Source organism: Corynebacterium sp. HMSC11D10, assembly GCF_001806995.1.
In the GTDB taxonomy this organism is placed as follows: Bacteria; Actinomycetota; Actinomycetes; order Mycobacteriales; family Mycobacteriaceae; genus Corynebacterium; species Corynebacterium coyleae.
Window position 1 is genome coordinate 14,569 of sequence record NZ_KV787039.1, and the last position, 25,452, is coordinate 40,020.

The 25,452-nt window shown below is 63.2% G+C and carries 22 protein-coding genes; 9 read left to right on the top strand and 13 right to left on the bottom strand.

Features of this window, described 5'->3' with window-relative positions:
- Positions 1–27: 27 nt before the first annotated feature.
- Entirely contained in the window at positions 28–1,629 is a 1,602-nt protein-coding gene (locus HMPREF3120_RS03390; protein ID WP_070450819.1) for a CYTH and CHAD domain-containing protein, read from the bottom strand.
- A 142-nt stretch (positions 1,630–1,771) separates the two neighbouring features.
- Here HMPREF3120_RS03390 and HMPREF3120_RS03395 point away from each other — a divergent pair, with 142 nt between their 5' ends.
- The 6 genes from HMPREF3120_RS03395 to HMPREF3120_RS03415 all read left to right on the top strand — a co-directional run bounded on the left by HMPREF3120_RS03395 (position 1,772) and on the right by HMPREF3120_RS03415 (position 9,428).
- Positions 1,772–3,106, top strand: coding sequence for a glutamine synthetase family protein (locus HMPREF3120_RS03395; RefSeq protein ID WP_070450821.1), 1,335 nt, complete (start codon positions 1,772–1,774; stop codon positions 3,104–3,106).
- A complete protein-coding gene (locus HMPREF3120_RS03400; RefSeq protein ID WP_070450823.1) occupies positions 3,106–6,114 on the top strand; it encodes a bifunctional [glutamine synthetase] adenylyltransferase/[glutamine synthetase]-adenylyl-L-tyrosine phosphorylase in 3,009 nt (1,002 codons plus the stop codon). The genes HMPREF3120_RS03395 and HMPREF3120_RS03400 overlap by 1 nt, the downstream gene beginning before the upstream one ends.
- Before the next feature lie 35 nt (positions 6,115–6,149).
- Positions 6,150–6,416: a hypothetical protein gene (locus HMPREF3120_RS03405; protein WP_070422144.1), complete on the top strand. Its 267-nt coding sequence runs from the start codon at positions 6,150–6,152 to the stop codon at positions 6,414–6,416.
- Between the two features lie 323 nt (positions 6,417–6,739).
- Complete coding sequence (gene thrC, locus HMPREF3120_RS03410; RefSeq protein WP_070450825.1) at positions 6,740–8,179, top strand: threonine synthase; 1,440 nt, start codon at positions 6,740–6,742, stop codon at positions 8,177–8,179.
- Between the two features lie 16 nt (positions 8,180–8,195).
- Entirely contained in the window at positions 8,196–8,354 is a 159-nt protein-coding gene (locus HMPREF3120_RS12090; RefSeq protein WP_167594452.1) for a hypothetical protein, read from the top strand.
- 9 nt (positions 8,355–8,363) lie between these two features.
- Positions 8,364–9,428, top strand: coding sequence for a S1 family peptidase (locus tag HMPREF3120_RS03415; protein WP_246815404.1), 1,065 nt, complete (start codon positions 8,364–8,366; stop codon positions 9,426–9,428).
- 13 nt (positions 9,429–9,441) lie between these two features.
- On the opposite strand, the gene HMPREF3120_RS03420 is transcribed toward HMPREF3120_RS03415, so the two are convergent.
- Positions 9,442–10,206 carry a hypothetical protein gene (locus HMPREF3120_RS03420; protein WP_070450827.1) on the bottom strand — a complete coding sequence of 255 codons (765 nt, stop codon included), beginning with the start codon at positions 10,204–10,206 and terminating at the stop codon, positions 9,442–9,444.
- Positions 10,207–10,233: 27 nt separating this feature from the next.
- Here HMPREF3120_RS03420 and HMPREF3120_RS03425 point away from each other — a divergent pair, with 27 nt between their 5' ends.
- Together HMPREF3120_RS03425 and HMPREF3120_RS03430 are read left to right on the top strand one after the other, a co-directional pair.
- The gene (locus HMPREF3120_RS03425; RefSeq protein ID WP_070450828.1) at positions 10,234–10,758 is read left to right on the top strand and encodes an NUDIX hydrolase; all 525 of its coding nucleotides are present in this window, start codon (positions 10,234–10,236) and stop codon (positions 10,756–10,758) included.
- Complete coding sequence (locus HMPREF3120_RS03430; protein WP_070450830.1) at positions 10,755–11,318, top strand: glycoside hydrolase family 25 protein; 564 nt, start codon at positions 10,755–10,757, stop codon at positions 11,316–11,318. The genes HMPREF3120_RS03425 and HMPREF3120_RS03430 overlap by 4 nt, the downstream gene beginning before the upstream one ends.
- Here the strand turns inward: HMPREF3120_RS03430 and HMPREF3120_RS03435 are convergent.
- The 3 genes from HMPREF3120_RS03435 to glnA form a co-directional block, all read right to left on the bottom strand.
- Positions 11,315–12,301, bottom strand: a complete 987-nt coding sequence (locus HMPREF3120_RS03435) for a TDT family transporter (RefSeq protein ID WP_083284759.1) — start codon at positions 12,299–12,301, stop codon at positions 11,315–11,317. The two genes, HMPREF3120_RS03430 and HMPREF3120_RS03435, sit on opposite strands and share 4 nt — an antisense overlap.
- A 214-nt stretch (positions 12,302–12,515) precedes the next feature.
- The gene (locus HMPREF3120_RS03440; RefSeq protein ID WP_208856598.1) at positions 12,516–13,046 is read right to left on the bottom strand and encodes a VIT1/CCC1 transporter family protein; all 531 of its coding nucleotides are present in this window, start codon (positions 13,044–13,046) and stop codon (positions 12,516–12,518) included.
- Between the two features lie 212 nt (positions 13,047–13,258).
- Positions 13,259–14,725, bottom strand: a complete 1,467-nt coding sequence (glnA, locus tag HMPREF3120_RS03445; protein ID WP_371441189.1) for a type I glutamate--ammonia ligase — start codon at positions 14,723–14,725, stop codon at positions 13,259–13,261.
- Positions 14,726–14,770: 45 nt separating this feature from the next.
- Between glnA and HMPREF3120_RS03450 the strand changes: the two genes are divergently transcribed.
- A complete protein-coding gene (locus HMPREF3120_RS03450) occupies positions 14,771–15,250 on the top strand; it encodes an RDD family protein (RefSeq protein WP_070422150.1) in 480 nt (159 codons plus the stop codon).
- Between the two features lie 28 nt (positions 15,251–15,278).
- Here the strand turns inward: HMPREF3120_RS03450 and HMPREF3120_RS03455 are convergent, their stop codons facing one another.
- The 8 genes from HMPREF3120_RS03455 to sucB all read right to left on the bottom strand — a co-directional run.
- Positions 15,279–16,070: a DUF4191 domain-containing protein gene (locus HMPREF3120_RS03455; RefSeq protein WP_070450834.1), complete on the bottom strand. Its 792-nt coding sequence runs from the start codon at positions 16,068–16,070 to the stop codon at positions 15,279–15,281.
- 43 nt (positions 16,071–16,113) lie between these two features.
- Positions 16,114–17,157: a lipoyl synthase gene (gene lipA, locus HMPREF3120_RS03460; protein WP_070450836.1), complete on the bottom strand. Its 1,044-nt coding sequence runs from the start codon at positions 17,155–17,157 to the stop codon at positions 16,114–16,116.
- A 5-nt stretch (positions 17,158–17,162) separates the two neighbouring features.
- On the bottom strand, positions 17,163–17,948 hold the full coding sequence (lipB, locus tag HMPREF3120_RS03465; RefSeq protein ID WP_070450839.1) for a lipoyl(octanoyl) transferase LipB: 786 nt from the start codon (positions 17,946–17,948) through the stop codon (positions 17,163–17,165).
- Between the two features lie 33 nt (positions 17,949–17,981).
- Positions 17,982–18,368 (bottom strand): glycine cleavage system protein GcvH, encoded by a 387-nt coding sequence (gcvH, locus tag HMPREF3120_RS03470; protein ID WP_070422154.1) that lies wholly within the window; start codon positions 18,366–18,368, stop codon positions 17,982–17,984.
- A 2-nt stretch (positions 18,369–18,370) separates the two neighbouring features.
- The gene (gcvT, locus tag HMPREF3120_RS03475; RefSeq protein WP_070450841.1) at positions 18,371–19,456 is read right to left on the bottom strand and encodes a glycine cleavage system aminomethyltransferase GcvT; all 1,086 of its coding nucleotides are present in this window, start codon (positions 19,454–19,456) and stop codon (positions 18,371–18,373) included.
- Between the two features lie 17 nt (positions 19,457–19,473).
- The gene (gene gcvP / locus HMPREF3120_RS03480) at positions 19,474–22,326 is read right to left on the bottom strand and encodes an aminomethyl-transferring glycine dehydrogenase (RefSeq protein ID WP_070450843.1); all 2,853 of its coding nucleotides are present in this window, start codon (positions 22,324–22,326) and stop codon (positions 19,474–19,476) included.
- A 99-nt stretch (positions 22,327–22,425) separates the two neighbouring features.
- Positions 22,426–24,126 (bottom strand): dihydroxyacetone kinase family protein, encoded by a 1,701-nt coding sequence (locus HMPREF3120_RS03485; RefSeq protein ID WP_246815405.1) that lies wholly within the window; start codon positions 24,124–24,126, stop codon positions 22,426–22,428.
- Between the two features lie 73 nt (positions 24,127–24,199).
- On the bottom strand, positions 24,200–25,452 hold a 1,253-nt coding region (gene sucB / locus HMPREF3120_RS12345), incomplete at its 5' end, for a 2-oxoglutarate dehydrogenase, E2 component, dihydrolipoamide succinyltransferase (RefSeq protein ID WP_246815406.1).

Below are 25,452 nucleotides of genomic sequence, written 5' to 3' on the forward strand. Positions count from 1 at the left end.
CCCCGTGCCCAGCCGGTCTAGCCGGTGTTACGGCTTGATCTTCTTAAACGCCTTGCGCACTTCGCGCACGGTGTCGTCGTAATCGCGAAGCGACGCCTCGCCGCGGTCGAGTTCGCGCTGGTAGAGCATGCCGTAGGAGAAGGTGTCCTCGCCGCGCTCGCGGGCCTCGTTAGCGAGCCGCTCGATGCGCTCGCGTGAGGTCACCGCGTCCTGGAAGTCACCCAACTGGCTTTGCAGCGCCTTGCATGCCTTAGCCAAACGCCCTGCCTTCAGGCCTGCTTCCTGTGCTGCGACGGCGGAGTAGCGCAACTTCTTGGCAGCCTTGCGCACGTCGTGGACGTAATTCTCGCGCTCGTGCAGCGGCAGGGTGGTGTCGTCGTAGTATTCGGCGACCTTCTTGTGGCGCTTCTTCAACTTCTTGTAGCCGCGCTTGAGGTGGTCGTAAAGGACCTCCTTGGATTGCTTCTTCTCCGACTTGGCACCATCGGCATCCCCAGCGCCGTCACCAACCGCCACTGGCGGCTCCGCCAGCAGGGCATCTACGGCATCCAGCAGCGACATGAACCGCTCGGAGTCCAGCATCTCCACAATGTCGGCGTGGGCGGCCTCGTAGTCGCGGCGCATGTCGTGTTCGATATGGGTGCGCGCGGTGTCGTCGATAAGCCCAGATTCGTCCGAATCCAGCAGGGCGAGAAAACGCTCCTCCACAACCTCCGCATCGCGCGCGACACCGAGCACGCCGGCGGAGAACTTCAGTTCATCCTCGAGTGTTGCTAGTGCTTCGCCTTCGAGGATGCCCTCGAACGTCTCCAGTAGGGAGCGCATCTCGCGGGTGGCCACGCGCAGTTGGTGGACGGAATCGAACTCATCGGCGCGCACGCGCGGTTCCCAACCCACGATCGCATCGCGCTGTTTGCGTAGCGACGACACCACCGCCGCCGCCGGCGTCCCCTCCTCAACTTCGCCTTGGACGTGTGGGGGCAGGGGAGCGGACTTGATCGAATCACCAAGCGCCGTGGCCAACTTCGACGGCGAGGAGGACTTGCGCGCGCCCGCGGAGATCAGGAAAGACCCTGCCTGGGTAATCAGGTCATCGCCCGCCTCGGTGCCCGCAAGGGCGTCGGCGAGTTCGAGCTCCCATTCGCGCCAGGTGGTGCGCTCACCGCCGGGCAGGAGGGACCAGGCGGTGACGTGGTCGTCGCAAAACTCTGCGACAGGGCCTTCTTGGCCTGCAAGCGTGATCTCTACGCGGCGGTTATCCACCTGTGCGATCGGCTCGAGCGGTTCCGTGCGCACAATGGCGCGAACTTGGGACAGGAGGGCTTCGGGCACGGCCGTTGGGTCGTCGAGAGGCATGCGCACCTCCTTGCGCCCACCTTCCTGCGGCAACTTGATGTGCCAGCCGTCATCCGAACCGCCGGTGCGGCGACGCAGCGTGATCTTGGAACGCGTCAGGCGTAGATCCGCAGTGTCGTAGTAGACCGCAGACAGGTTGTGCTCTTGCGTGGACTCAATCGACGTCACCCCCGGCAGTTGAATGAGATCTGGAATGCCGGTGTCCTCATCCACCGCCAACTTGATCTCCACCTCAAGGAAGTTTTGTGGTGCCTGTTCAGCCTGTTCGGACATGGTGCGTGTGTTCTCCTCACCGACGCGGGTTCGACATGTGATCGACGCAGTTTCAGCGCATGTAATGCCTCCGAGTCTAGCGCGCACGCCGATTTGCGCTTGGCCCGTTTTCGAATCGTCGCGACCGCTACAGTTATGTGCCATGAGCGCCCAAACCGACAACGTGCTGCGACTCGTCGAGCAGCAAGACATTGCCTTTATCCGCCTATGGTTCACCGATATTTTCGGCTCGCTGAAAACGGTGATGATGTCGCCTGCGGAACTCGAGAGCGCATTCGAGGAGGGCGTGGGGTTTGACGGGTCCTCCATCGAGGGCTTCTCCCGCGTTTCCGAATCGGACACGTTGCTGCGCCCGGACCCGTCGACGTACCAGCCGTTGCCGTTCGATGAAGATTCCGGCCTGCAGACCGCTCGCATGTTTTGCGACATCACCATGCCCGACGGCGGCCCGCTGTTCGCGGATCCGCGCCAGGTACTACGCCGCCAGATCAACAACGCCCGCGACATGGGCTTTGAGTTTTTGGCCAGCCCCGAGATTGAGTTCTACGTGGTCAAACCCGGCGAGGGCGACCAGCCACCAACACCAGCGGACAAAGGCGGCTACTTCGACCAAGCCAAACGCAACGAGGCGCCGCGCCTGCGACGCATGGCGGTGTCCGCACTCGAGTACATGGGCATTGTCACCGAGTTTTCGCACCATGAGGGCTCGCCGGGCCAGCAGGAGATCGACCTGCGCCACACCGACGCGCTGACCATGGCTGACAACATCCTGACGTTCCGCTACCTGGTCAAAACCGTCGCGGAGATCAACGGCGTGCACGCAACCTTCATGCCCAAGCCATTCGGGGACCTCGAGGGCTCGGCGATGCACACGCACTTCTCCCTGTTCGAAGGCGACACCAACGCGTTCCACGATCCTGACGACGAAATCAGCCTCTCCAAAACCGGCCGTCAGTTCATCGCCGGCATTATCGAGCACGCCAGCGAAATCTCCGCGGTGACCAACCAGTGGGTGAATTCGTACAAGCGCCTCCAGTTCGGCTCCGAGGCACCCACCGCCGCGACCTGGGGCATTTCGAACCGTTCCGCGATGGTGCGCGTGCCCACCTACCGTCTGCACAAAGCGGAGTCGCGCCGGGCGGAGGTGCGCTCGCTGGATTCGGCCTGCAACCCATACCTGGCATACGCAGCCATCCTCGCCGCTGGCCTGAAGGGGATCGAGGAGGGCTACGAGCTCGACGAGCCGGCACGCGACGACGTGTTCGCCCTGACCCGCCGGGAGCGCCGCGCGATGGGCTACCGGGACCTGCCGACCTCTCTCGATCAGGCGTTGCGCCACCTGGAGCGCTCCGAGTTCATGGCGGAAGTGCTTGGCGAGCAGGTCTTCGAATTCTTCCTACGTGCAAAATGGCAGGAGTGGCACGAGTACACCTCGAAGATCACCCCGTGGGAGATCGAAACGGGGATTGATTTGTAGTGAAGCCCGCGAAACTTGGCCTGACCAGCCCGCGCGCCGCCGAGGATTTAGCCGAGCTCGGTTTTGACACCGAGGAGCTCGGCTACACGTTGGCGGGTTCCGCAGATCCGGATCTGGCGCTGAACAACGCCTACCGCCTGCACGGGGCGCTGGATTCGTGGGACGAGCTGCTTGCCGAACTGCGCGTGAACTCGATCTTCCGCACGCGCTTCTTCGCCCTGCTCGGTGGCTCGACCGCGCTGTCGGATCACCTCATTGCCAATCCTGAGCAGTGGCGTTTGCTTTGCGACGACCTCCCGTCCCGCCCCGACATGTTCCGCACCATGCTCGGCGCGGTTGGCGTGGATGCGGACGGGCCGGGCCTGTATAGGGCTGAGGTGGGTGAGGTTGGCGTCGCAAAGCAAAAGCTCCGCACCGCGCATCGCAACCTCGTGATGCGCGTTGCAGCCGCGGACCTGGCCGGCACCTTCGCCGCGGTGAAGGGCTTCGGCGAGGGCGAGCCGATGACGTACGCCTACACCACCGACCGGTTGACGGACTTGGCGGACGCGGCGCTCACGGCGGCACTCGCGGTTGCGGTGCGGGATGTCTACGGCGACGAGGAGGTTGACGCGGACTTGGCCGTCATCGCCATGGGCAAGTGTGGCGCGTGGGAGCTGAACTACATCTCTGATGTGGACGTCGTGTTCGTCGCCGAGCCTGTGACCACCAAGATCACGCGCGTGGCCAGCGAAATGATGCGCATCGGCTCCGCCTGCTTCTTCGACGTGGACGCGAACCTGCGGCCCGAAGGCGCAGCCGGAGCCCTGGTGCGCACCCTGGATTCGCACGTGGCCTATTACAAAAAGTGGGCGCAGACCTGGGAGTTCCAGGCACTGCTCAAAGCCCGCCCGATGACCGGGTCGATGGACCTGGGCCAGGCCTATTCGGATGCGTTGTCGCCGCTGGTGTGGGAGGCGTCCCAGCGCGATTCCTTTGTTGAGGACGTCCAAGCCATGCGCCGCCGCGTGCTGGAAAACGTGCCCGCGGACGTGCGCGACCGTGAACTCAAGCTCGGCCCTGGTGGGCTGCGGGACGTGGAGTTCGCCGTGCAACTGCTCCAACTCGTGCACGGGCGTATCGACGACACCCTGCGCGCCCGCAACACCCTCGAAGCCCTCGCCGACCTGGCCAAGGGCGGGTACGTGGGCCGCGAGGACGCGAAGGTGCTCACCGACGCCTACGAGTTCTTGCGGCTGCTCGAGCACCGTCTCCAACTGCAGCGTTTCAAGCGCACCCATCAACTGCCGGAAGCAGACGACGAGAAACGCAACCGGTGGCTCGCCCGCGCCGCAGGCTTTTCTGCCGGCCCGCGTGGGTCCGCGCCTGATGCGATGAACCGGCACCTCAAGGCCATCCGCCACGAGGTAGCGACACTGCACGAGCGTCTCTTCTACCGCCCGCTGCTGGACGCCGTGGTGGACCTCACCGTCGGCGAAGCAACACTTTCCGCTGCCGGTGTGAAGGACCAGTTGGCGGCGCTTGGCTACCGCCACCCGGCGCGCGCGTTCGACCACCTGACTGCGCTGATCAAAGGCACGTCCCGCAAGGCGAAACTCCAGACGATCCTCTTGCCATCGCTTATGCACTGGCTGGCCGACACCGCCGACCCCGACCAGGGCCTGCTCAACTACCGCAAACTCTCCGAGGCAGCGGTGGATCGCAGTTGGTTTCTGCGCATGCTTCGCGACGAAGGCGTGGCCTCCCAGCGCCTCATGCACATCCTTGGCACCTCCCCGTACACCTCCGACCTGATCATTTCCGCACCTGACGTGGTGAAACTGCTTGGGGATGGCTCCGCAGGACCGCGCCTGCTTGAGGTGGCTCCGGATCAGGTGCATAAGGCGATCATTGCCTCGGCGAAGCGCCACCAAGCCGACCCGGAGAAAGCGGTGTCGGTGGCGCGCTCCCTGCGCCGGGCCGAGTTGGCTCGTATCGCTGCCGCCGACCTGCTAGGCCTGATGGAGGTACGCCAGGTTTGCCTGGAACTGACCTACGTGTGGGACGCGGTGCTCGAAGCAGCGCTGCAGGCAGAGGTGTATTCGACCACTGCCGCCGCTGGTCTCGACGAGGCCCCCGCACGAATCGCCGTGATCGGGATGGGCCGGCTTGGCGGCGCCGAGTTGGGCTACGGCTCTGACGCCGACGTCATGGTGGTCACCGAACCAGCAGACGGCGTCGACGAAACAGAAGCCATCGCTTGGGCCACGAAGGTGCTCGACCAGATCCGTACCCGCCTGTCCAAACCATCCGGCGACCCGCCGCTAGAGGTGGACCTGGGTCTGCGCCCCGAGGGGCGCTCCGGTCCGGTGACGCGCACCATCGCCTCCTACGTGCGCTACTACCGCGAGTGGGGCGAAGTCTGGGAGCGCCAAGCACTCCTTCGCGCCAACGTCGTCGCCGGCGACCGCGAGGTAGGGGAGCGCTTCCTTTCCGCCATCGCCGAGTTCCGCTACCCCGAGGCCGGCGCAACGCCCGCCGATATTCGCGAGATCCGCCGCATCAAAGCCCGCGTGGATAACGAGCGCCTGCCCCGTGGCGCCGACCGGGCCACCCACACCAAACTTGGCCGCGGCGCACTTGCCGATGTGGAGTGGACCGTCCAACTGATCACCATGGCGCACGCGCATCGTCATCACGAACTGCGCACCCCGTCCACACTTGACGCACTGGACTTCCTCGTGGAGCTCGACGACCCCGAGGTGCTTTCCGCCGACAAGGCGCGAACCCTGCGCACCGCGTGGCTCACCGCGACCCGCGCCCGCAACGCTATTGTGCTCGTCTCCGGCAAGCGTGAGGACCAGCTCCCCGCACCGGGCCCGCAACTGGCCCAGGTCGCTGGCTCTGCCGGATACGACCCCGACGACCAGCAAGAGTTTCTCGAGGACTACCTGCGCATCACCCGGCGCGCCCACCGCGTGGTTGAGGAAGTGTTCTGGGGCGAAAAGCAGTCCTTGGAATTCGACTAGGCGCGGCGGTTGCGGAATCAATAAGCTCTGTGGGCATGGCAGTGAACATGACTATCGACCTTGACAACGCAACCTTCGCCGACCTCGTCGCACTCGTCGACGCCGCCCGCGTCGCCGGCATCGACCCGTCCGCAAAGCTCGAACTCGACGACACGACGCTTAACGTCACCGTCGAGCCGAGCCCGCGCCGGGCATCCACACCGGAGCAGCCGAAGGAGCGCTCGGTGGCACCGCTTGGCGACGCCGCAATCCGCTCCGTCGTGGACATCCTCACCGGCCGCCAGGAGCCCCCGCGCCACTAGCACCCCGGCACCGCCGCAGCACCCCGCCGGTGCGCGCTCACGCGCCACCGCCCCCGGCGCCCCGGCACCGCTAACGCGCCACCGCCCCTCCAACGTTCATATGCAGGGCTCGATATGCGTAAGTCCTGGTCACGGCTTTGGAGATACCTTTCAGGCCGTTTTCCCGATTTTGCGCTGACCTGCAGTTACGCATATCGAGCCCTGCATATGAACGAATCGAGGCCCCACGACCGCACCAAAGTGCGGCTTTCCGGGCCTGCCGACGCTGAACGTAAATGCCCATTCCGACCAAGGGCATACACCGATCACGTAGACTGCCCGGCGTGGACTTCATTTCGACGCGCGACGCAACTGCCAAGGCCCGTTCCTTCACTGACATCCTGCTCACAGGCTTAAGCCCGGACGGCGGGCTGTTTATGCCGGCGGTGTACCCGACACTTTCGCCGGCGCTTCTCGACGAGTGGCGCACCCTTTTGGCCAACGACGGCTACGCCGCACTTGCCGCAGAGGTATTGAAGTTGTTCGTCGATGACATCCCGGCAGCGGACCTTGAGGCGATTGCCAAGCGTGCGTACCGCACCCCGGTGTTCGCGGACGAGGAGATCGTGCCGGTTACGCGTCTGAACGACGGCCTGCACATCGCGCACCTCTCCGAAGGTCCGACCGCTGCGTTTAAGGACATGGCGATGCAGCTGCTCGGCGAGCTCTTCGAGTACGAACTCGGGCGCCGCGGCGAGGAGATCAATATTCTGGGCGCGACCTCGGGCGATACCGGCTCGTCGGCCGAGTACGCCATGCGTGGCCGCGACAACATCCGCGTGTTCATGCTCACCCCGGCCGGGCGTATGACCCCGTTCCAGCAGGCCCAGATGTTCGGCCTGGACGACCCGAACATTTTCAACATCGCGCTCGACGGCGTTTTCGACGATTGCCAGGACGTGGTCAAGGAAGTCAGCGCGGACGCGGAGTTTAAGTCGAAGTACTCGATCGGCGCGGTCAACTCCATTAACTTCGCGCGTTTGCTTGCGCAGGTGGTGTACTACATCGCCACATACCTCAAGACGACGAAGACGAACGAGGAGCAGGTTTCGATCTGCGTGCCTACCGGTAACTTCGGCAACGTGTGCGCAGGCCATATTGCCAAGCAGATGGGGCTGCCGCTTGATCGCCTGATCGTGGCGACGAACGAGAACAACGTCCTGCACGAGTTCTTCACCACCGGTGATTACCGTCCGCGTTCCGCAGCCGACACGTACGCCACGTCGTCGCCATCGATGGATATTTCCAAGGCGTCGAACTTTGAGCGCATGATCTTCGACGCGCTGGACCGCGACGCGGACACCACCCGCGAGCTCTTCGGCACCAAGGTCAAAGAGGGTGGCTTCACGCTGGACACCGACACGCTTGAGCGCATCACCGACAAGTACGGTTTCGGCTCAGGCACCTCGACGCATGCGGACCGCATTGCCACGATCAAGCGCATCAAGGACGAGTACGGCGTGGTTATTGACCCGCACACCGCCGACGGCGTGTTCGTGGCGCAGCAGCTGGCAGACAGCGTAGAAACTCCCATTGTTGTGCTGGAGACTGCGCTGCCGGTGAAATTCGCGGATACCATTGTGGAGGCAATTGGCGAGCTTCCGGAGGTGCCGGAGCGCTTCGCCGCGATTATGGACGCCGAGCGCCATGTTGTGGATCTGCCGAATGACGCCGAGCAGGTCAAGGCATTCATCGCCGACGCAATCGAGCGCACGGACGTCTAGGAAAGGATCCCCACCGATGGCACAAGAGCAGTTCGCAGGCCCTGAGCAGTACACGGAGTTCGATCCGGAGAAGTTCCTGCGCGACATCAAGATTCAGGCCGAGGAAGCCGCCAAGGGTGACAAGTTTTTTCTTGACGACGACACCGACGCCGAAGACTCCGACGCCGACAAGTAAGGCTCGCGCTTGACCTTCCCTGAACATCAGGCAGGCGGCGACAACCTGGCGAGGCGCTACCAGCCGGAGGATGGCCAGCAGTGGCGGTTCCCGGACATGCCCGGCGTGCCCGGCATGCCCGCGCAGCCTGTTCTGTCTGCGCCGCCCACGCAGCGGCGTACGGGTTTGCGGACCGGTGGGTGGATTACGGTGATCGTCGCAACGCTTGCTGCTGTTGCGATGGTCGTGTGGCTCGGGCTGACCACGAGCCAATTCCCAACTCCCACGGTGGAGGAGCGCCACGCGCTTGAGCGTGTGCAAACGCCGGATGAGGCCCCGCCTGCACCGGTGGAGGAGAGCAACGTGCTCGTGCCTGCGTTCGCGCCGTGGGCGCCGGGTACGCGCATTCAGTCCACGGACCATTACCCGGAGCCGGGTGAGCACTTCACCGCTCAGTCGTGCACTGCAGCGTTCTCGTTTACTGGCGCTGACGGCCGAGCCTATGCCGTGACTGCGGGCCACTGCGGGCGTGCGGGTGACCTTGTGTGGCCGACGAATGCGGAGACCGCCTTCGACTACGCGCACGAGGTAGGCAAGTTCATCTATTCCGGCATGTACGGCGACGCGAATGAGGAAACGAGAGGTATCGATGTCGGCATCATCGAGATCACCGATGCCGAGCGGTTCATGGATGTCGTCGGTGCTCCGATCGCAACCGGTATCGCCAAGGACCTGCACGATCTCGACCGCGTGTGCAAAACCGGCGCGACCACCGGCTATACCTGCGGCAAGTTTGAGGCGACCCAGCGTGTGCAGATCGTGAACCTTGACGACGACGCCGAGGCCCAAACCCACGGCGACATCGCCTCCGTCTGCGCCGCTTCGGGCGACTCGGGCGGGCCGGTGTTCACCGAGATCAACGGCCGAGCGACGGTCATCGGAGTGGTCTCAGGCACAGAGGCTGGCCGTGCAGGGGAGGAGTGTTTCGAAGGCATGGAGGATCCGCTGCTGATGAGCTACTCCAACATCAACCAGGTGATGGCCGTGATCAACCACGTCGTGCCTGACGCAGATCTCGTGCCCCAGCGCTGGTAATGAGCGCTGGTAGTTAGCGCTCGAGGCCCCACTTCTCGTTGAACGCCTCACCGGCGGGGAACGTCTTGGTGGACCTGCCGTCCTTCTTGTCGTTGTCCACCACGATGACCTCGTCGTCGTAGTAGCCGAAGAACGCGATGCGGTCGATCTCGTCGGGGCGGTCGAGTTGCTTCCACTGCCGCTCGAGTTGCTTCGCGTCGTAGCCGGTTGCTTCCGCGTCGGTCCAGATCAGTCTGATTTCGTGGAAGTTGTTCTGGGCGGGGTAGACGGCGAAGGACGCGGAGTCAGCGCCTTGGGCCACCGCGAAATCGAAGGTGTTTTGGATGGTGGTAGCGGGTATCGTCGCAAAGCAAAAGCCCCAGAAGTTCACCCGCATGCCGTCTGGGGTGGTCAGCTCGAGCGTGTCTAGGCAGTTCTGCTCGAGCAGGCGTGAGACGTGGCCGGCGAACTCGGTGGAATCGCTCATGACGTACTCGGCGAGATCGCCACGCGCCATCACACCAGTGTTGGTTTTGCCCACCTGCAGGTTCTGGATCAGGTGGGGGCGCACACTCGCCGCCACATTGGCAGGATCGGCCGGGGCCGGGTTAAAGGGGCGCACCGGTTGTGGCAGGGACGCCTCGGTGCGTTCCGCGTCTGCGGTGTAGCGCAGCCCGAACACGGCCCCCACCACCGCGGCGACGACGAGTGCGCCGTAGACCGTGACAAACACCGGCGTGGGCACGCGCTGCAGGAAGGTGCGCGTGGGCTGTTCGGGTTCGGTCACGGAAGTGCTCATATCGGAAGGGATTGTACACTCGTACCCATGCCTATCCCGGAGTTCATTGTGGAGACCCGTAAAAAGATTGGCACCGACCTGATGTGGGTGCCAAGCGTGTGCGCGGTGGTGTTGCGCGACTCGGCCGACACCTCCGACTGGGCGGTGCCGGACGTGCTGCTCGTGCGCCGCGCCGACAATGGGAACTGGACCCCGGTGACCGGCATCGCGGACCCGAGCGAGGAGCCTCACATGGCCGCGGTGCGCGAGGTGCTCGAGGAGACTGGTGTGGAGGTCGAGCCGGCGGCAATCCTCGGCGTCGGGGCGGTTGGCCCGGTCACGCACGACAACGGGGATAAGGCGACGTACATGTCGGTGCAGATTCGTTGCGAGGCTACAGACCCCACCGCCGTGCCCATCGTCGGTGACGACGAGTCGGTCGAGGTCGGCTGGTTCCCGATTTCCAACATGCCGGTGACCGACCCGAAGTGGCGCCTGACCATCGCCGATGCCGCAGCGCAGCGCCGCCACCCAGGCAGCTTTACCCCGCGCATGGGGCTGAAGAAGCGGTGAGATTCGGCGTCGACGTCTCCGAATACCAACGAGGCTTCGACTTCACCGGCTTCGACTTCGCCATCATCCGCACCACGGACGGCACCTACCGCGACCCGTGTTTTGAGCAATTGCTTCTCGACGCCACCACCGCCGGCTGCGACACCTCCACCTACCACTTTCTCCGCGCCCCCTCAGAGGGCACGACGATCGAGCAGCAGGTGGAGGTGGCGTGTGAGGTGCTCGTCGATACGCAATTGCCCATGTGGCTCGACGTGGAGTCACCCGCGGGGCTTACGCTTGACGACGTCCACACCGCTGTAGAGTGCTTCACCCAAGCTGGCGTGGAAGTGGCCGGGGTTTACACCAACGCCTGGTACTGGCGCCGGCACATGGGGCTGGCCAGCCCTGCACAGTTTGGGGAATTGTGGCTCGCGCACTGGGGCGACAACACCGTGGCGGACCCGGCGCAGTTGGGGAAGTGGCCGCGCCCGCTCGGGTTCCCGGAGCCCGCGGTGTGGCAGTTCACCTCCCGCGGGCGCGTTGGCGGGATCGAGGTCGACCTCAACGTGGCGCGCTAGGCCGCCATCTGGGGCGCAGCCTTCGAGGTCTGGGGCGTCTGCGTCGACTGCGAGTTGTTGTCCCGGCGACCTTCGATAACCCAACTGATGAACCTGCTCGAGCACACCGTCCAGTGGGCGAGCAGCAGGAACGGAATTGCCAACGCAACGGCGTCCAGCCAGTGCGACCCGTTGACCAAGGCAACCTGGTGGCCACCCATGCTCACCGTGCCCGGCGGGAAGGTGCACGACCACCAGGCGGGGGAGTACTGCGCCCAGCGTGCGACGTTGGGGTAGAAGGTGACCATGGCGTAGATGGCCAGCGGGATGGACAACATAAGCGCCACGTAGCCGTAGTGGACCGAGAAGTAGCCGGGGTAGAGGATCTGCAACGCGGTAGTGGATTGGCCGATCACGCCGAGCGGCACCCATGCGGTCGCAGAGTTCGGGCCCGACAGATCAACCTCACCGTGCCAGGCAGCCCAGTAGACGCGCATGAACACCGGCACTGCGGTCAGCAGCGACATGAAGAAAAACACTGTGCCCATGACGTGGTAAATCTGCCCGTAGTCGCGGGCCAGCCAGCCGGCCACAGACGCGGAGATCATCGGGCCGACAAGCGGCAGCCCCCACGTAAACCGTGGTTTTCCTTCGAATCGCGTGAGTTGGATCGCCCAGGTCAAGGTGGTGACGGGCGCGCCGATCCAAAAGCCGACCAGGCGGTACACCGGCACATCCGTCAACCCAGACAGTGCGGCGCCGAGCGCGAGGATTCCGATGAAGAACATCGACCATTCCGCCATTGAGGTGCGTTTGAAGCTCGGCTGGCGGTATGTGACAAAGCCAACCACTAATACAACGAGGATTGCGGAGGCGATCGCTGCGAAGATGCTCGCGCCAAGCATCATGTTCTTTTCGACGAGCAGTCGCGACACGATCGACGTACCCATGAGGCTGCCGCCCCATGCGGGGCCGGCCGGAGGAAGTTGGCGGAGCTTGTTCATCACCCCATGTATGGTAATCCCTTTTGTTGTACCTGGCCATTCGGCAGTTCGGGATACTCATCCTCTGGCACGCGCAGGATGTCGGCGACGCTACCGATGTTATGTGAAGCTATGTGGTTTGTGTGGAGTTGTGTACTTTGTGTGGAGTTGTGTGGTTTGGGTGTTTTCCCACGTCAAACGGATACGATCCAAATCGCTACCGCCACTCTGGACACTAAAGTGCAGCGGCGCCGAAGAGCGAACCCACCGCAAAAGTCATCGCTAGGCCGAGTGTTCCACCGACGACGATGCGCAGAACCGGGCGGAGCACCGGGGAATCGCCAAGCTTTGCCGACAGTGCGCCGGTGAGTGCAAGCGCAACGAGCGTCACAGCGAAGATCGACACAATGCGGACGGACTCCGGCGCCAGTATCGCGGTCACAAATGGCAGCACCGCACCCAAGATGAACGACAGGAACGACGCGATACCGGCTGACCATGGATTGACCTGCTGGTGCTCCGCAAAGCCCATGGAGCGCTCCGAGTCGCGTTGCGACGACACCGAGACGTATTCGCCAAGCGCCATCGACACAGCACCACCAACGACGGCGGCCAAACCGGACATGGCAATCGTCGTCTGGTTCGCGGTCGCGCCCGCTACACCCACGACGACAGCCGCCGTGGAGACAATGCCGTCGTTCGCGCCAAGGACGGCCGCGCGGAGGCGGTTGAGCCGCTCGCTGGTGCCGGGCTCAACGTGCTGCATCGGGTGCAGGTCGTGCACCACCGGGCAGTCGGCGGAGCAGTCATTGGGGCGTGCCATCAGATCAGTCATAGCGCCCACTATGAACCCATTGTTTTGCCTGCGCAAGCATGTATAGCCTGACCTTCCGCAGGTCAGGCTATACAAAGTTATCTAAGGCTTAGCGGAGAACGAGGCTATTTCAGCCACCATCGAGCCGCTGTTTTGCCTCTGATCTAGCAGTCGAAATACATCTCGAATTCCTGCGGCGTTGGGCGTAAGCGCACCGGGGTGATCTCGTTGTCGTACTTCAGCTTGATGTAGGTCTCGATCAAGTCTTCGGTGAACACGTCGCCCTCGGTGAGGAAGTCATGGTCAGCCTCAAGCGCCTGCAGGGCAGCCTCAAGCGAGGTCGGTGCCTGCGGGATGTCCTTGGCCTCTTCTGGTGGCAGTTCGTAGAGGTCCTTGTCCACCGGGGCGTGCGGCTCGATGCGGTTCTTGATGCCGTGGATACCTGCCATGAGCATGGCTGCGAAGCCGAGGTAAGGGTTGCCCGACGGGTCCGGTGCGCGGAACTCGATGCGCTTCGCCTTCGGGTTCGCACCCGTGATCGGGATGCGGATGGCAGCGGAACGGTTGCGCTGGGAGTACACCAGGTTGATCGGGGCCTCGAAGCCCGGCACCAGGCGGTGGTAGGAGTTCAGCGTCGGGTTGGTGAAGGCGAGTACGGCACCTGCGTGCTCGAGCAGGCCGCCGATGTACCAGCGGGCGATGTCGGACAGGCCACCGTAGCCGGACTCGTCGTAAAACAGCGGCTCGCCGTCCTTCCACAGCGACTGGTGGGCGTGCATGCCCGAGCCGTTGTCACCAGCGAGCGGCTTCGGCATGAACGTGACGGTCTTACCGAACTGGGTGGCAGTGTTCTTCACGATGTACTTGAAGTCCTGCAGATCATCCGCCGCATGCAGCAGGGTGTTGAAGCGGTAGTTGATCTCCTGCTGGCCGCCGTTGCCCACCTCGCGGTGGAAACGCTCGATCTCAAAACCGGATTCAGCCAGGTTGCGCACCATCGCGTCGCGCACCTCGACGGTCTTGTCGTGCGGCGGGACGGGGAAGTAGCCACCCTTCACACGGTTCTTGTAGCCCAGGTTCGGGCCGCCATCGACATCAGCCTCGGCACCACGGTTCCACCAGCCTTCTTCCGCGTCGATCTCGTAGAACGCAGTATGGGCGTCCACCTCGTAGCGGATGGAGTCAAACAGGTAGAACTCGGCCTCGGCGCCGATCGAGCAGGTGTCTGCGATGCCGGTGGAGCGCAGGTACTCCTCGGCCTTCTTGGCTACGTTGCGCGGGTCGCGCGAGAACGGTTCGTGGGTGAACGGGTCGTTGACAAAAAACTTCACGTTTAGCGTCTTCGAGCCACGGAACTGGTCGAGCTTCGCGGTGGCCAGGTCCGGCATGAGCGTCATGTCGGACTCTTCGATCGTGGTGAAGCCGCGGATGGAGGAGCCGTCGAAAGCGAGGCCCTCTTCCATCACGTCTTCGTCGAACATGGAGGCCGGGATGGAGAAGTGGTGTTCGATGCCGGGCACGTCGGTGAAGCGCACGTCAACGAATTCCACCCCCTCGTCGACAATGAACTTTTTAACGTCTTCGATGTTGTCGAAGGACACGGGCGGTACTCCTCGTCGGTCGGCTGTCATAAGCGGTTACAAGTGTAGACCTGTACACCGCTAGGCTCATAGAGTATGGCTGCTAATCGACGACCTGACTGGCGCAACGGCCCAGAAATCCCTAATCAATTCAACGGCGAGGACCATCTGCCGTCCTATCCGGGGGAGTTCCTCGGCATGCCGGAGAAAGGTGCCGGCTCGCAAGCATCGGTGGCGCGACGCATGGGCGGGGTGCTCATCGACTGGACAATCTGCGCGATCGCCGCATCCCTGATCACCCAGAACACCTCAGCGTTGGGGGACAAGTACACGCTGACCTACCTGCTGTGGATCGTGCTGGGAATCCTGGGAGGCTGGTTGTTCGCCCGCACCCCAGGTATGGCTGCGCTCGGCATGGGGGTGGCGCGTGTAGACGAAGAAGCGCCGGTGGGACTGTGGCGCGCAGCGTTGCGCACCGTCCTCACCGGCTTCGTGTTGCCCGCAGCGCTTGTCGACGCCGACGGGCGCGGCATGCATGACCGCGCCACCACCACAACAGTGATCCGTTCCAGGTAGCGAGCGGATCACAGGGGGGATTCGGGGGTTACTTTCCGCCCTTGCGCTCTTGCATACGGCGCATCTTGCGGTTCATACCCGCCATGTTCTGTGCCTGCTTTGGCAGTGGACCACCCGGCAGGCCCGGCATCTGGCCGTTGCGTGCGCGTGAATCCATTGCGTCCAACTTCGCTGCGAGGTTGTATACCTCGTTCTTCTGGTAGTTCTTCGGCAGCTTCAGCAGGTGCTTCTGCAGATCGCGAGTGCGCACCTGGTCTTCGCCTTCACCGACATACACCTCGTAGATCGGTACACCAGCCAGCAGACGGTCGACGCGCTTGTGCTCCTTGGACATCAGGGTCTTCAAACGGTTCGGGTTACCCTCGCCGACCAGGACCACACCCGGGTTGCCCACTACGCGGTGGACGGTGTCCATGGAAGTATTCGCCTGCACGCCGGTCTTAGTCAGCCACACGATGCCCATCGTGTTGCGCATGTTCTCCAGTGTCCAGCCGGCAGCGCCTGGGGTGTCGCCGACCTCTTCGTACATGGAGCGCTCCAGGCGACGGGAGAAGACAAACATTGCCAGCACGGCACCCAGAACGAGGCCGAAGACGAGCCAGAGCCACTTCATGCCCCACCACAGGCCGAGGAGGAAGAATAGCAACCCGACGCCGAGCACACAGGCCAGCATGATCGGGATAAGCGCCTTGTCGCGCTTGCGCTGAATATTAAACGCCTGGACGATTTGCCCGCGCGTTGCCTTGCTCTTCGCGCGCTTCGCCGCGCGCTGTTCCTGTTTCGCAGCCTTTGCGGCTGCCTTGTCCTGCGTCTTAGCCATGGCCAATACTGTATGCCACAGCTAAGACGCGGGCCAAAGACCCCTAGTGGGTCTCTACAGGGTGGTCCTCAGACGCGCCGTACTTCTTCAGCAGCGACGAGGCTTCCTGCGCGGTCTCACCCTGAGACGTTTCCGCGAGGTGCTTCAGGTTCTCCGGCAGTTCGAGCCCACGGTGCTTCATTGCTTCCACGTAGAGCTTGCCTGCACGGTAGGAGGAGCGGACCAGCGGACCGGACATGACAGCGCCGAAGCCCATCTCGTAAGCAGCGTCGCGGTACTCGATGAACTCTTCCGGCTTCACCCAACGATCGATCGGGTGGTACGTCGGGCCTGGGCGCAAGTACTGCGTAATGGTAATGATGTCGCAGCCGGCATCAACGAGGTCGTTGAGTGCCTCCAGGACCTCTTCACGGGTCTCACCCATGCCGAGGATGAGGTTGGACTTGGTGATCAAACCGAAGTCACGTGCCTGGCGGATAACGTCCAGAGATCGCTCGTAACGGAATGCCGGACGGATGCGCTTGAAGATGCGCGGGACAGTCTCCAGGTTGTGGGCGAAGACCTCAGGGCGTGCTTCGAACACTTCCTGGAGCAGATCCGGCTTGCCGGAGAAGTCCGGAGTAAGGTTTTCCACGCCGGTGTTTGGGTTAAGTTCGTGGATCTTGCGGACGACCTCTGCGTATAGCCAAGCACCCTCGTCTTCGAGGTCGTCGCGGGTCACACCGGTGATGGTGGAGTAGTTCAGGTTGAGGCTCTTGACCTCTTCTGCCACGCGACGCGGTTCGTCGCGGTCCAACGGATCCGGTTTGCCGGAGGCGATGTCACAGAAATCGCAACGGCGCGAGCAACGCGATCCGCCGATGAGGAACGTTGCCTCACGCGATTCCCAGCACTCGTGAATATTGGGGCAGCCGGCTTCCTGGCACACGGTGTGCAGCCCCGCTCCCTTGACCTTTTGCTTCATGTCCTCGTATTCGGGACCGGTCTTTACAGAGTTGCGGATCCAGCGTGGTTTCTTCTCAATTGGTGTCTGCGAGTTGCGCGCCTCAACGCGCAGCAGCTTGCGTCCTTCTGGTGCTACAGTCACGCCCCCTACCGTACATGTTTTGTCAAACCCTTCGACGGGTCCGGCCGAGTGGCAAACGTATGGTCCGCTACCACCAGTTCACCAGCCAAAGCTCGCTTGAGTTCGTGCACGACAGGGCCAGCCATATCGGCAGGCGTGATGTCGCGTCCGAGTTCGAGCGACATGGTGGTCACGTCGGCGTCGTCGATACCGCAGGCGACGATGTGTTCGTAGTGTTCGAGCGTGTTATCGCAGTTCAGACTCAGCCCATGCATGGTCACCCCGCGGGTGATGCGGATGCCAAGTGCTGCGATCTTGCGCTCACGTGTCGAGGCCTCAGGGGAGGCCGCCTTGGTTTCAGCGGGTACCCAGACGCCCGAGCGGCCGTCGATACGCCCTGCGGTGGTCACCCCGGCTGCCCGCACGGTCTGAATGAGGGCTTCTTCGAGGCGGCGCACATAATCGACGACGTCTACCGGCTCGGCCAACTTAATAATCGGGTACACCACGAGTTGGCCTTCGCCGTGCCAGGTGATGCGACCGCCACGGTCCACCGTCACAACCGGGACGGGGTAGGAAGCATCCGGCATATCCTCCGGCTGGGTGCGCTTGCCGGCAGTGAATGTGGAGGGGTGCTCCAACACCAGGATGGTGTCGCCCACCTCATCCTTGGCGCGCTGCGCGGCAATCTCGGCCTGAAGATCCCAGGCCTGCTGATAATCCACGAGCCCCAGATCGCGCACGTCAATGGGCGAGTCTGAGGCTCGGATGGACTTCTCGGCGGGGAAAAACGGGTCACGTGGCGCAGTCATGCGCCCAACCCTAGTCCCCGGCAGAGATGTGTACTACACGCCGTTAGCGGCGCCGTACTCGTCGGCGGTCATGAGCGGGCCGACCTCTTCGACCTCAACCTCGTAGAGCCAGCCTTCGCCGTACGGGTCGTTGTTGATGGCCTCATACGCGCCGTCGATGTCCTCGTTGACAGCGGTGACCGTGCCGGTGACCGGGGAGTACAGATCAGAGACCGACTTGGTGGACTCGATCTCACCGCAGGTTTCGCCTGCGGTGACGGTGTCGCCGACCTGCGGCAGTTCCGCGAACACAACCTCACCGAGGCGGTCAGCAGCGACGTGGGTGATGCCCACGCGTACGGTCTGGCCAACGGCGGTGTCCGGGGTGGCGTTGATCCACTCGTGGTCCTCGGAGTAGTAGAAATCCTGCTTCAGAGCCATAGTTATGCGTCCTCTCGGGTGTAAAACGGGGTTGCTGCAATAGTAAACGGGTAACGGCGTCCGCGGATATCAACTTCCACTTCGGTGCCCACTTCCGTGTGTGCCGGATCCACATGTGCGAGTGCCACCGGGTATCCCAGCGTCGGCGACGGCTGGCCAGAGGTGACCACGCCGATCTTGTCCTCAGTACCCGCCAGGTACACCTCGGCGCCCTGACGTGCGGCACGGCGCTGCTCAGACGTCAGACCAGCGATAACGACGCTTGGTTCACGACCAGTGAGCGCCTGCTTACCGACGAAGTCCGCCTCCTTCTTTGCAAACGCACGGCCCATCCCGGCCTCCACCGGGGTGATGTCGGTGGTCAATTCGTTGCCGTAGAGCGGCATGGATGCCTCGAGACGCAGCGAGTCACGTGCAGCCAGACCGCACGGGGTACCGGAGCCGATGACGGCGTCCCACACGGCAACGGTGTCCTCGGCCGCGCAGAACAGTTCGAAGCCGTCCTCACCGGTGTAACCGGTGCGAGCGACAAACACGTCGATTGTCGCTTGGTTCGAGCGAAGCGAGAACCAAGCGCCGGAGTAGTACTCAAGCGCGCCAGCATCGCCGTCCAGCAGCGGGTTGAGCACCTCGAGCGAGCGCGGACCCTGGACAGCAACCAGGCCGGTGGCTTCGGAGTCGTTGCGCAGCTCGACGTCGAAGTCCCCCTTGCGTGCCTCGAACGCCGCCCATACGGCTGCGGTGTTGCCAGCATTGGGCACAACCATGAAGTGGTCGTCGTCGAAGCGGTAGGTGATCAAGTCGTCGAGGATGCCGCCGTGTTCATCGACAATCATCGAATACTTCGCCTTGCCCACCTTCAGGATGGACATGCTGGAGATCAACGCGTAGTCCAAAAACGCTGCAGCATCCGGGCCCTTGACGTCAATTTCGCCCATGTGGGACAGGTCGAAAATGCCAACGTCGTTGCGCACCGCGCGGTGCTCTTCCAACTCGGAGGCGTACTTCAGCGGCATGGTCCAGCCACCGAAGTCGGTGAAGGAGGCGTTGAGCGCCTCGTGCTTAGCAAACAGGGGAGTCTGTGGCATGGGTGTTCTCCTTACTCCTAGTTGTCGGTGCCGTCAGTGTCGTCAGTGATGTCGAATGCTTCCGGCGGCGGGCATGCGCACTGGAGGTTGCGGTCGCCGAATGCTTCGTCAACACGACGCACTGGCGGGAAGTACTTCTGGTGGACGAGACGATCCACCGGGTAGGCGGCCTGCTCACGGGTGAACTCGTACGGCCACTCGTCACGGGCCACGCTGTGCGCGGTGTACGGCGCGTTGTGGACCACGGAGTTTTCGTACTCGATCTTGCCGTCGATGATCTCCTGGATCTCCGCACGGATGGAGCGCATTGCCTCGATGAAGCGGTCGATCTCAGCCAGGTCCTCGGACTCGGTCGGCTCCACCATGAGCGTGCCCGCAACCGGGAATGCCAGGGTAGGGGCGTGGAAGCCGTAGTCCACCAGACGCTTGGCCACATCGGCGGCGGTCACACCGGACTGATCGGTGAGTTCGCGCAGATCCAGGATGCACTCGTGGCCGACAAGCCCGTTGTTGCCGGTGTAGAGGACCGGGAAGGAGTCGTTGAGTTCCTTCGCAATGCAGTTCGCGTTCAGCACCGCGTGCGCCGTGGCACTGCGCAGTCCTGCCGCACCGGACATGGCGATGTACGACCAGGAAATCGGCAGCACACCAGCCGAGCCAAACAGGGTGGAGGCCACCGGCACGCCAGCCGAGCCGTCGATCTCCGCAGCGGCCTGCTCCAGCGGCACGTTCGGGTTGGACGGCAAGAACGGGATGAGGTGCTCGGCCACACCGATCGGGCCAACACCCGGGCCACCGCCACCGTGCGGGATGGTGAACGTCTTGTGCAGGTTCAGGTGAGACACGTCGCCGCCGAAGTCACCCGGGCGGGCGATGCCGGTCAGGGCGTTCATGTTCGCGCCGTCGATGTAGACCTGGCCGCCAGCCGCATGCACCTTGTCACAGACCACGCGCACGTCTTCCTCGTACACGCCGTGCGTGGAGGGGTAGGTGAGCATGATGGCTGCGACGTGGCCTTCGTGCTTGGCCAGCTTCTCGTCCAAGTCGTTGATGTCGATGGAACCATCGGCAGCAGTCTTGACGACGACCACCCGCAGGTTCGCCAGCGTCGCCGACGCCGCGTTCGTACCGTGCGCCGACGCCGGAATCAGGCAGATGTCGCGCTCGGTGTCGCCGTTGGCCACGTGGTAGCGACGGATCGCCAACAGACCGGCCAACTCGCCGTTCGCACCCGAGTTCGGCTGGACGGACACCTCGGCGTAGCCGGTGATTTCGACCAGCCAGGAGCGGATTTCGTCGATAAGTTCGCGCCAGCCCTCGGTGTACTCATCCGGAGTGTAAGGGTGCACGTTGGCAAAACCAGGCCAGGTAATCGCCTCAAGGCCCGCGGTCGGGTTGAGCTTCATCGTGCAGGAACCCAGCGGGATCATCGTGCGGTCCAGCGCCAGGTCCTTGTCGCCGAGTTCGCGGATGTAGCGCATCATCTGGGTCTCAGAGTGGATGCGGTTAAACGTCTCGTGGGTGAGGAACTCGGTCTTGCGCACAAGTGCCGCAGGGATACGAGACTCGCCGGTCGCAGCCTCCGCGCCGAAGCCGGCCAGCAGCGCCGAAACATCCGCATCCGTGGTGTCCTCGCCGAAGGACACGCCGACAGTCTTGTCGTCGATCGCGCGAACGAGGTAGCCTGCCTGCGCAAACTTATCGACGACACCACGCGCCCCCTCAACTTCCACCGCAACAGTGTCGAAGAACTCGGCGTGCTTGACCTTCACGCCAGCCTTCTCAAGAGCGGCAGCAGAATCCGTCGCGCGCTGGTGGATCGTGCCGGCGATCTCCGTCAGCCCGTCCGGGCCGTGGTAGACCGCGTACATCGACGCGGTGACCGCAAGCAGTGCCTGAGCGGTACAGATGTTGGACGTCGCACGCTCACGACGAATGTGCTGCTCACGCGTCTGCAACGCCAGGCGGTATGCGGGGTAGCCCTCCGCATCCTTGGACACGCCAACGAGGCGGCCTGGCATCTGACGCTGCAACTTCTCACGCACAGCCATGTAGGCGGCGTGCGGGCCACCGTAGAACAGCGGCACACCAAGACGCTGCGTGGTGCCGATTGCGATATCCGCACCGAACTCACCAGGGGACTCCAACAGCGTCAGCGCAAGAATGTCCGCGTCAACCGCAACCAGGCCACCACGCTCGTGGATCGCCTCGATCACCGGACGCGGATCCGCAACGTCGCCCTCGGTACCCGGGTAGGCAAACACCGCGCCCACCAGGTCCTCGCCGACAACACCCTCGGTGAGGTCAACAACCTCAACCTCAAGATCAATCGCACGGGCGCGCTCTGCAGCCACGTTGATCACCTGCGGATGCAAACGAGCATCCAACAGCACACGGCGACCCTTCTTCACCACACGAGCCATCAGGCCAACTGCTTCCGCGGCGGCTGAGGCTTCGTCGAGAAGCGAAGCGTTCGCAATATCCAAACCAGTCAGATCCTGCACCATGGTCTGGAAATTCAGCAGCGCCTCCAGGCGCCCCTGAGAGATTTCCGGCTGATACGGGGTATACGCGGTATACCAGCCAGCATCCTCCACCACACCACGACGAATCACCGGTGGCGTGAGAGTCGAGTTAAAGCCCTGGCCATAGAACGCGCGCAAGACCTTGTTCTTGCCAGCCAACTCACGCAGTCGAGCCTGAGCCTCGTATTCCGTAAGCGCATCCGGCAGATCAAGCGGCTGCTCAGCCAGGATCCCGCCTGGCACCGCTGCAGCAATCAGCGCATCGATACTTTCGTAACCCAGCGCGTCCAGCAATTGCTGCTGTTCATCCTGGTTTGGGCCAATATGACGGGAAATGTAATCCAACTGAAGGCTCCTTATCTCGGGGCGTACGAGCACGCCCAAGCATAGCGGGCAAACACGTCCGTGACACCCACCAATAAGACAAAGCGGTCTACCAGGGTTTTAGAACTCCCTCACGTCCGCTGCACCAAACAACCACGTCACCGCAATCGCGCCGGGATCCGGCACGTCCTTTGCGCTTTCTCCCAGGTAGGAGGCCCGGCCCTTCTTCGCCTGCATACCGCGGGTGGACTTTGCGCCCTCGACGGCAGCTGCAAATACGTGCTCAAGAACGTCCTCCACAGTGGCAGCGCCATCGAGCGATTCGGTGGCCTTTGCGGCGGGCACGAGCGCGTCGATAAGCGTGTTGTCGCCCTCCTTCGCACCGCCAAGTTCGGTGATGGCCGCCACACCGTCTCGCAGGCCCTCAGCCAGTGCTGTTCCGAATGCCTGGCCGTCCGCTTCCCGCGAATCCACATTGGCGCGCTCAAACACGTCAGCCATCTCGCGGAAGAACGTGCCCAGCACCGCCCCCGACGTACCACCCGCGCGAACCAACATCCGATGGGCGAAGAAGTTCAGCACCTCGGAATCATTGCCCCGAATCGGGGTAGTCATATCACCGAAGGCCGCCTCCATGTTCTGGCCGAAGTCGCCGTCGCCTGCCTCGCGGTCTAGCGCCGTCAGGTCGTCGTAGGCAGCTGCGAGGCGATCCACAAAGGCCGAAAGCCACACGTTTTCCCCACCGTTATCGGGCTGTTGCTCGTCATCCGTCATGGTGGCGTCCGCATACTGCGGGTCGCGGACCAAATCAGGCCAGGCTGGTGCCTGGGTTTCCGCGTCGAGCAGGCTGATGAGCTCGTCGTCGAGTGCTGTCACCGTCAGCGAAATACCAGCCATGTTCAGCGACGTCACCAACGACCCACGCATGCCGCGACGCACCGTCACACCACGGTCCGACAACTGCTTGAGGGCCTCGCCGAACACCAGGTCTAACTCCAGCTCGCTCGTGCCACCCAAACCGTTCACAAACAGCATGGCGTCATCCACCTCAACGCCGTTGTCCTTGAGCGAGGCCAGCACCGCATCGAGGAGCTCCTCAACCAACGCCTTTGCCGACGGCTTCGACCCCGCCTGATCACGACGCTCCACACCCGGCTCACCGTGAATACCAACACCGACCTCAATCTGCCCCTCGTCGAGGTCGAACGTCGCGCGGTCACTCGTCGGGGAGTGACCAGGCTGCAGCGCCACCGCCATGCTTCGCGACTGATCCGCCGCCCGCTGCGCAACCTCCGCAACGGCGCCGAGGTCGTCGCCACGCGCCGCAGCAGCACCCGCAATCTTCTCGACGATCACCGTCGCCCCCGTACCCCGCCTCCCCGGCGAGTCATCGTTGTCGATCTCGGTTGCCACATCGTCAGCCACCAACACCTGCCTTACTTCAGCCTCGGCATGGTTTCCCGCCACGGTGAAGTTCATGACGTCGCCCGTGTAGTTCTTCACCACATGCACAACACCACGGCCACGATCTGCCCACTCCGTTGCCGCGCCAATCTGCACCGCGTTCGGGGACGTAAACAGCAGCCCCGGGCAAGCCGCGTCCAGCATCCCCTCGCCGACGAACCCGGCGTGCATCGGCTCGTGGCCCGACCCGCCGCCGGAGATGACGGCGACGCGGGCGGGGGAGTCGTCGTCACGCAAAAGCCCCACGAACCCCTCGTTGTGCCACTCCGCAAAAGGATGCGCGGCCACAAGGCCGCCGAGTGCCTCGCGCATGAAATGTTCAGTGTTGTTGCGGAAAGATTTGAATGTGCCTGTCATGCGCGCCAGTGTAAACATAAAAAGAAGGCCCGGCACTGACATAAATCAGTGCCGGGCTTTCGCCTGCTAGAGGTTAGATATCGAGGTCAGCCTCGAAGTCACCCTCCTCGATGCGGTCCTTGATGGTCGTGACGAAACGACCAGCGTCCGCACCGTCGATCAGCTGGTGATCGTAGGTGAACGGCAGGTAGCACATCTGACGGATCGCGATGGAGTCAATGCCATCCTCGGTCACGATGACCGGGCGCTTCTCAATCGCAGCCGTACCCAGAATGCCAGCCTGCGGCGGGGGCAGCACCGGAGTATCCAGCAGCGCACCCTCGGAACCAATGTTGGTCACCGTGAAGGTTGCGCCAGACAGGTCGTCCGGACGCAGCTTCTTGTTGCGTGCGCGCTCGGCCAGGTCGGTGATCGCCTTCGCAATCTCCGCAAGGTTCTTCTTCTGCGCCTGCTTGATCACCGGCACCAGCAGACCCATCGGGGTATCAACAGCGATACCGATGCTGACGTCCTCGTGGTAGGTGATCTCCTTCGCATCCGCGTCGTAGGAAGCGTTCACGTTCGGGTGGGACACAAGCGCCTCTGCCGTGGCCTTGATGAAGAAGGCCAGGTACGTGATGTTTGCGCCATGCTTCTCGACGAACGCCGGCTTCACCTTCTTGCGCAGCTCCGCCACACGGGTGACGTCGACTTCCTGCACGTGGGTGAGCTGAGCAGTGGTCTGCAGCGACTCGACCATCTTCGCAGCGGTGATCTCGCGGATGCGGTTCACACGCTGGGTGGTGCCGATGAGCTCTGCCTTCGCCGGATCCACAGACTTGGTGGACCAGTTCGCACGCTCGCCCTTCGGCTGCTGTGTCTGCTCCTTCGTCGAAGACGCAGCGGTGGTGCCCTCAGCCTTACCGCCCTCAGCGGCAGCCAGGACATCCTGCTTACGGATGCGGCCACCAACACCAGTGCCCTCAACCGTGTTCAGATCAACGCCGTGCTTCTCAGCCAGCTTGCGCACCAGCGGGGTGACGTACGGGACGTTGTCGCCGTTGTTGACCTTCGCCGAAGCGTTCTTGGAGTCGGTGGAAGCAGCCTTCGGAGCCTCCTGCTTCGGCTCTTCCTTCGGCTCCGGCTTCTTCTCTTCAGCCTTCTCCTCGGCCTTTTCTTCAGCCTCTTCGACCTCGTCCTCGGCCTCGTCGGCGGAGTCGTCGGAAGCAGCAGCGGCGTCAGCGTCGCCGATGACCACGATGACGTCGCCCACCTCAACGGTATCGTCCTCTTCAGCGAGGATCTCGATGATCGTGCCAGCAACCGGGGACGGGATTTCGGTGTCGA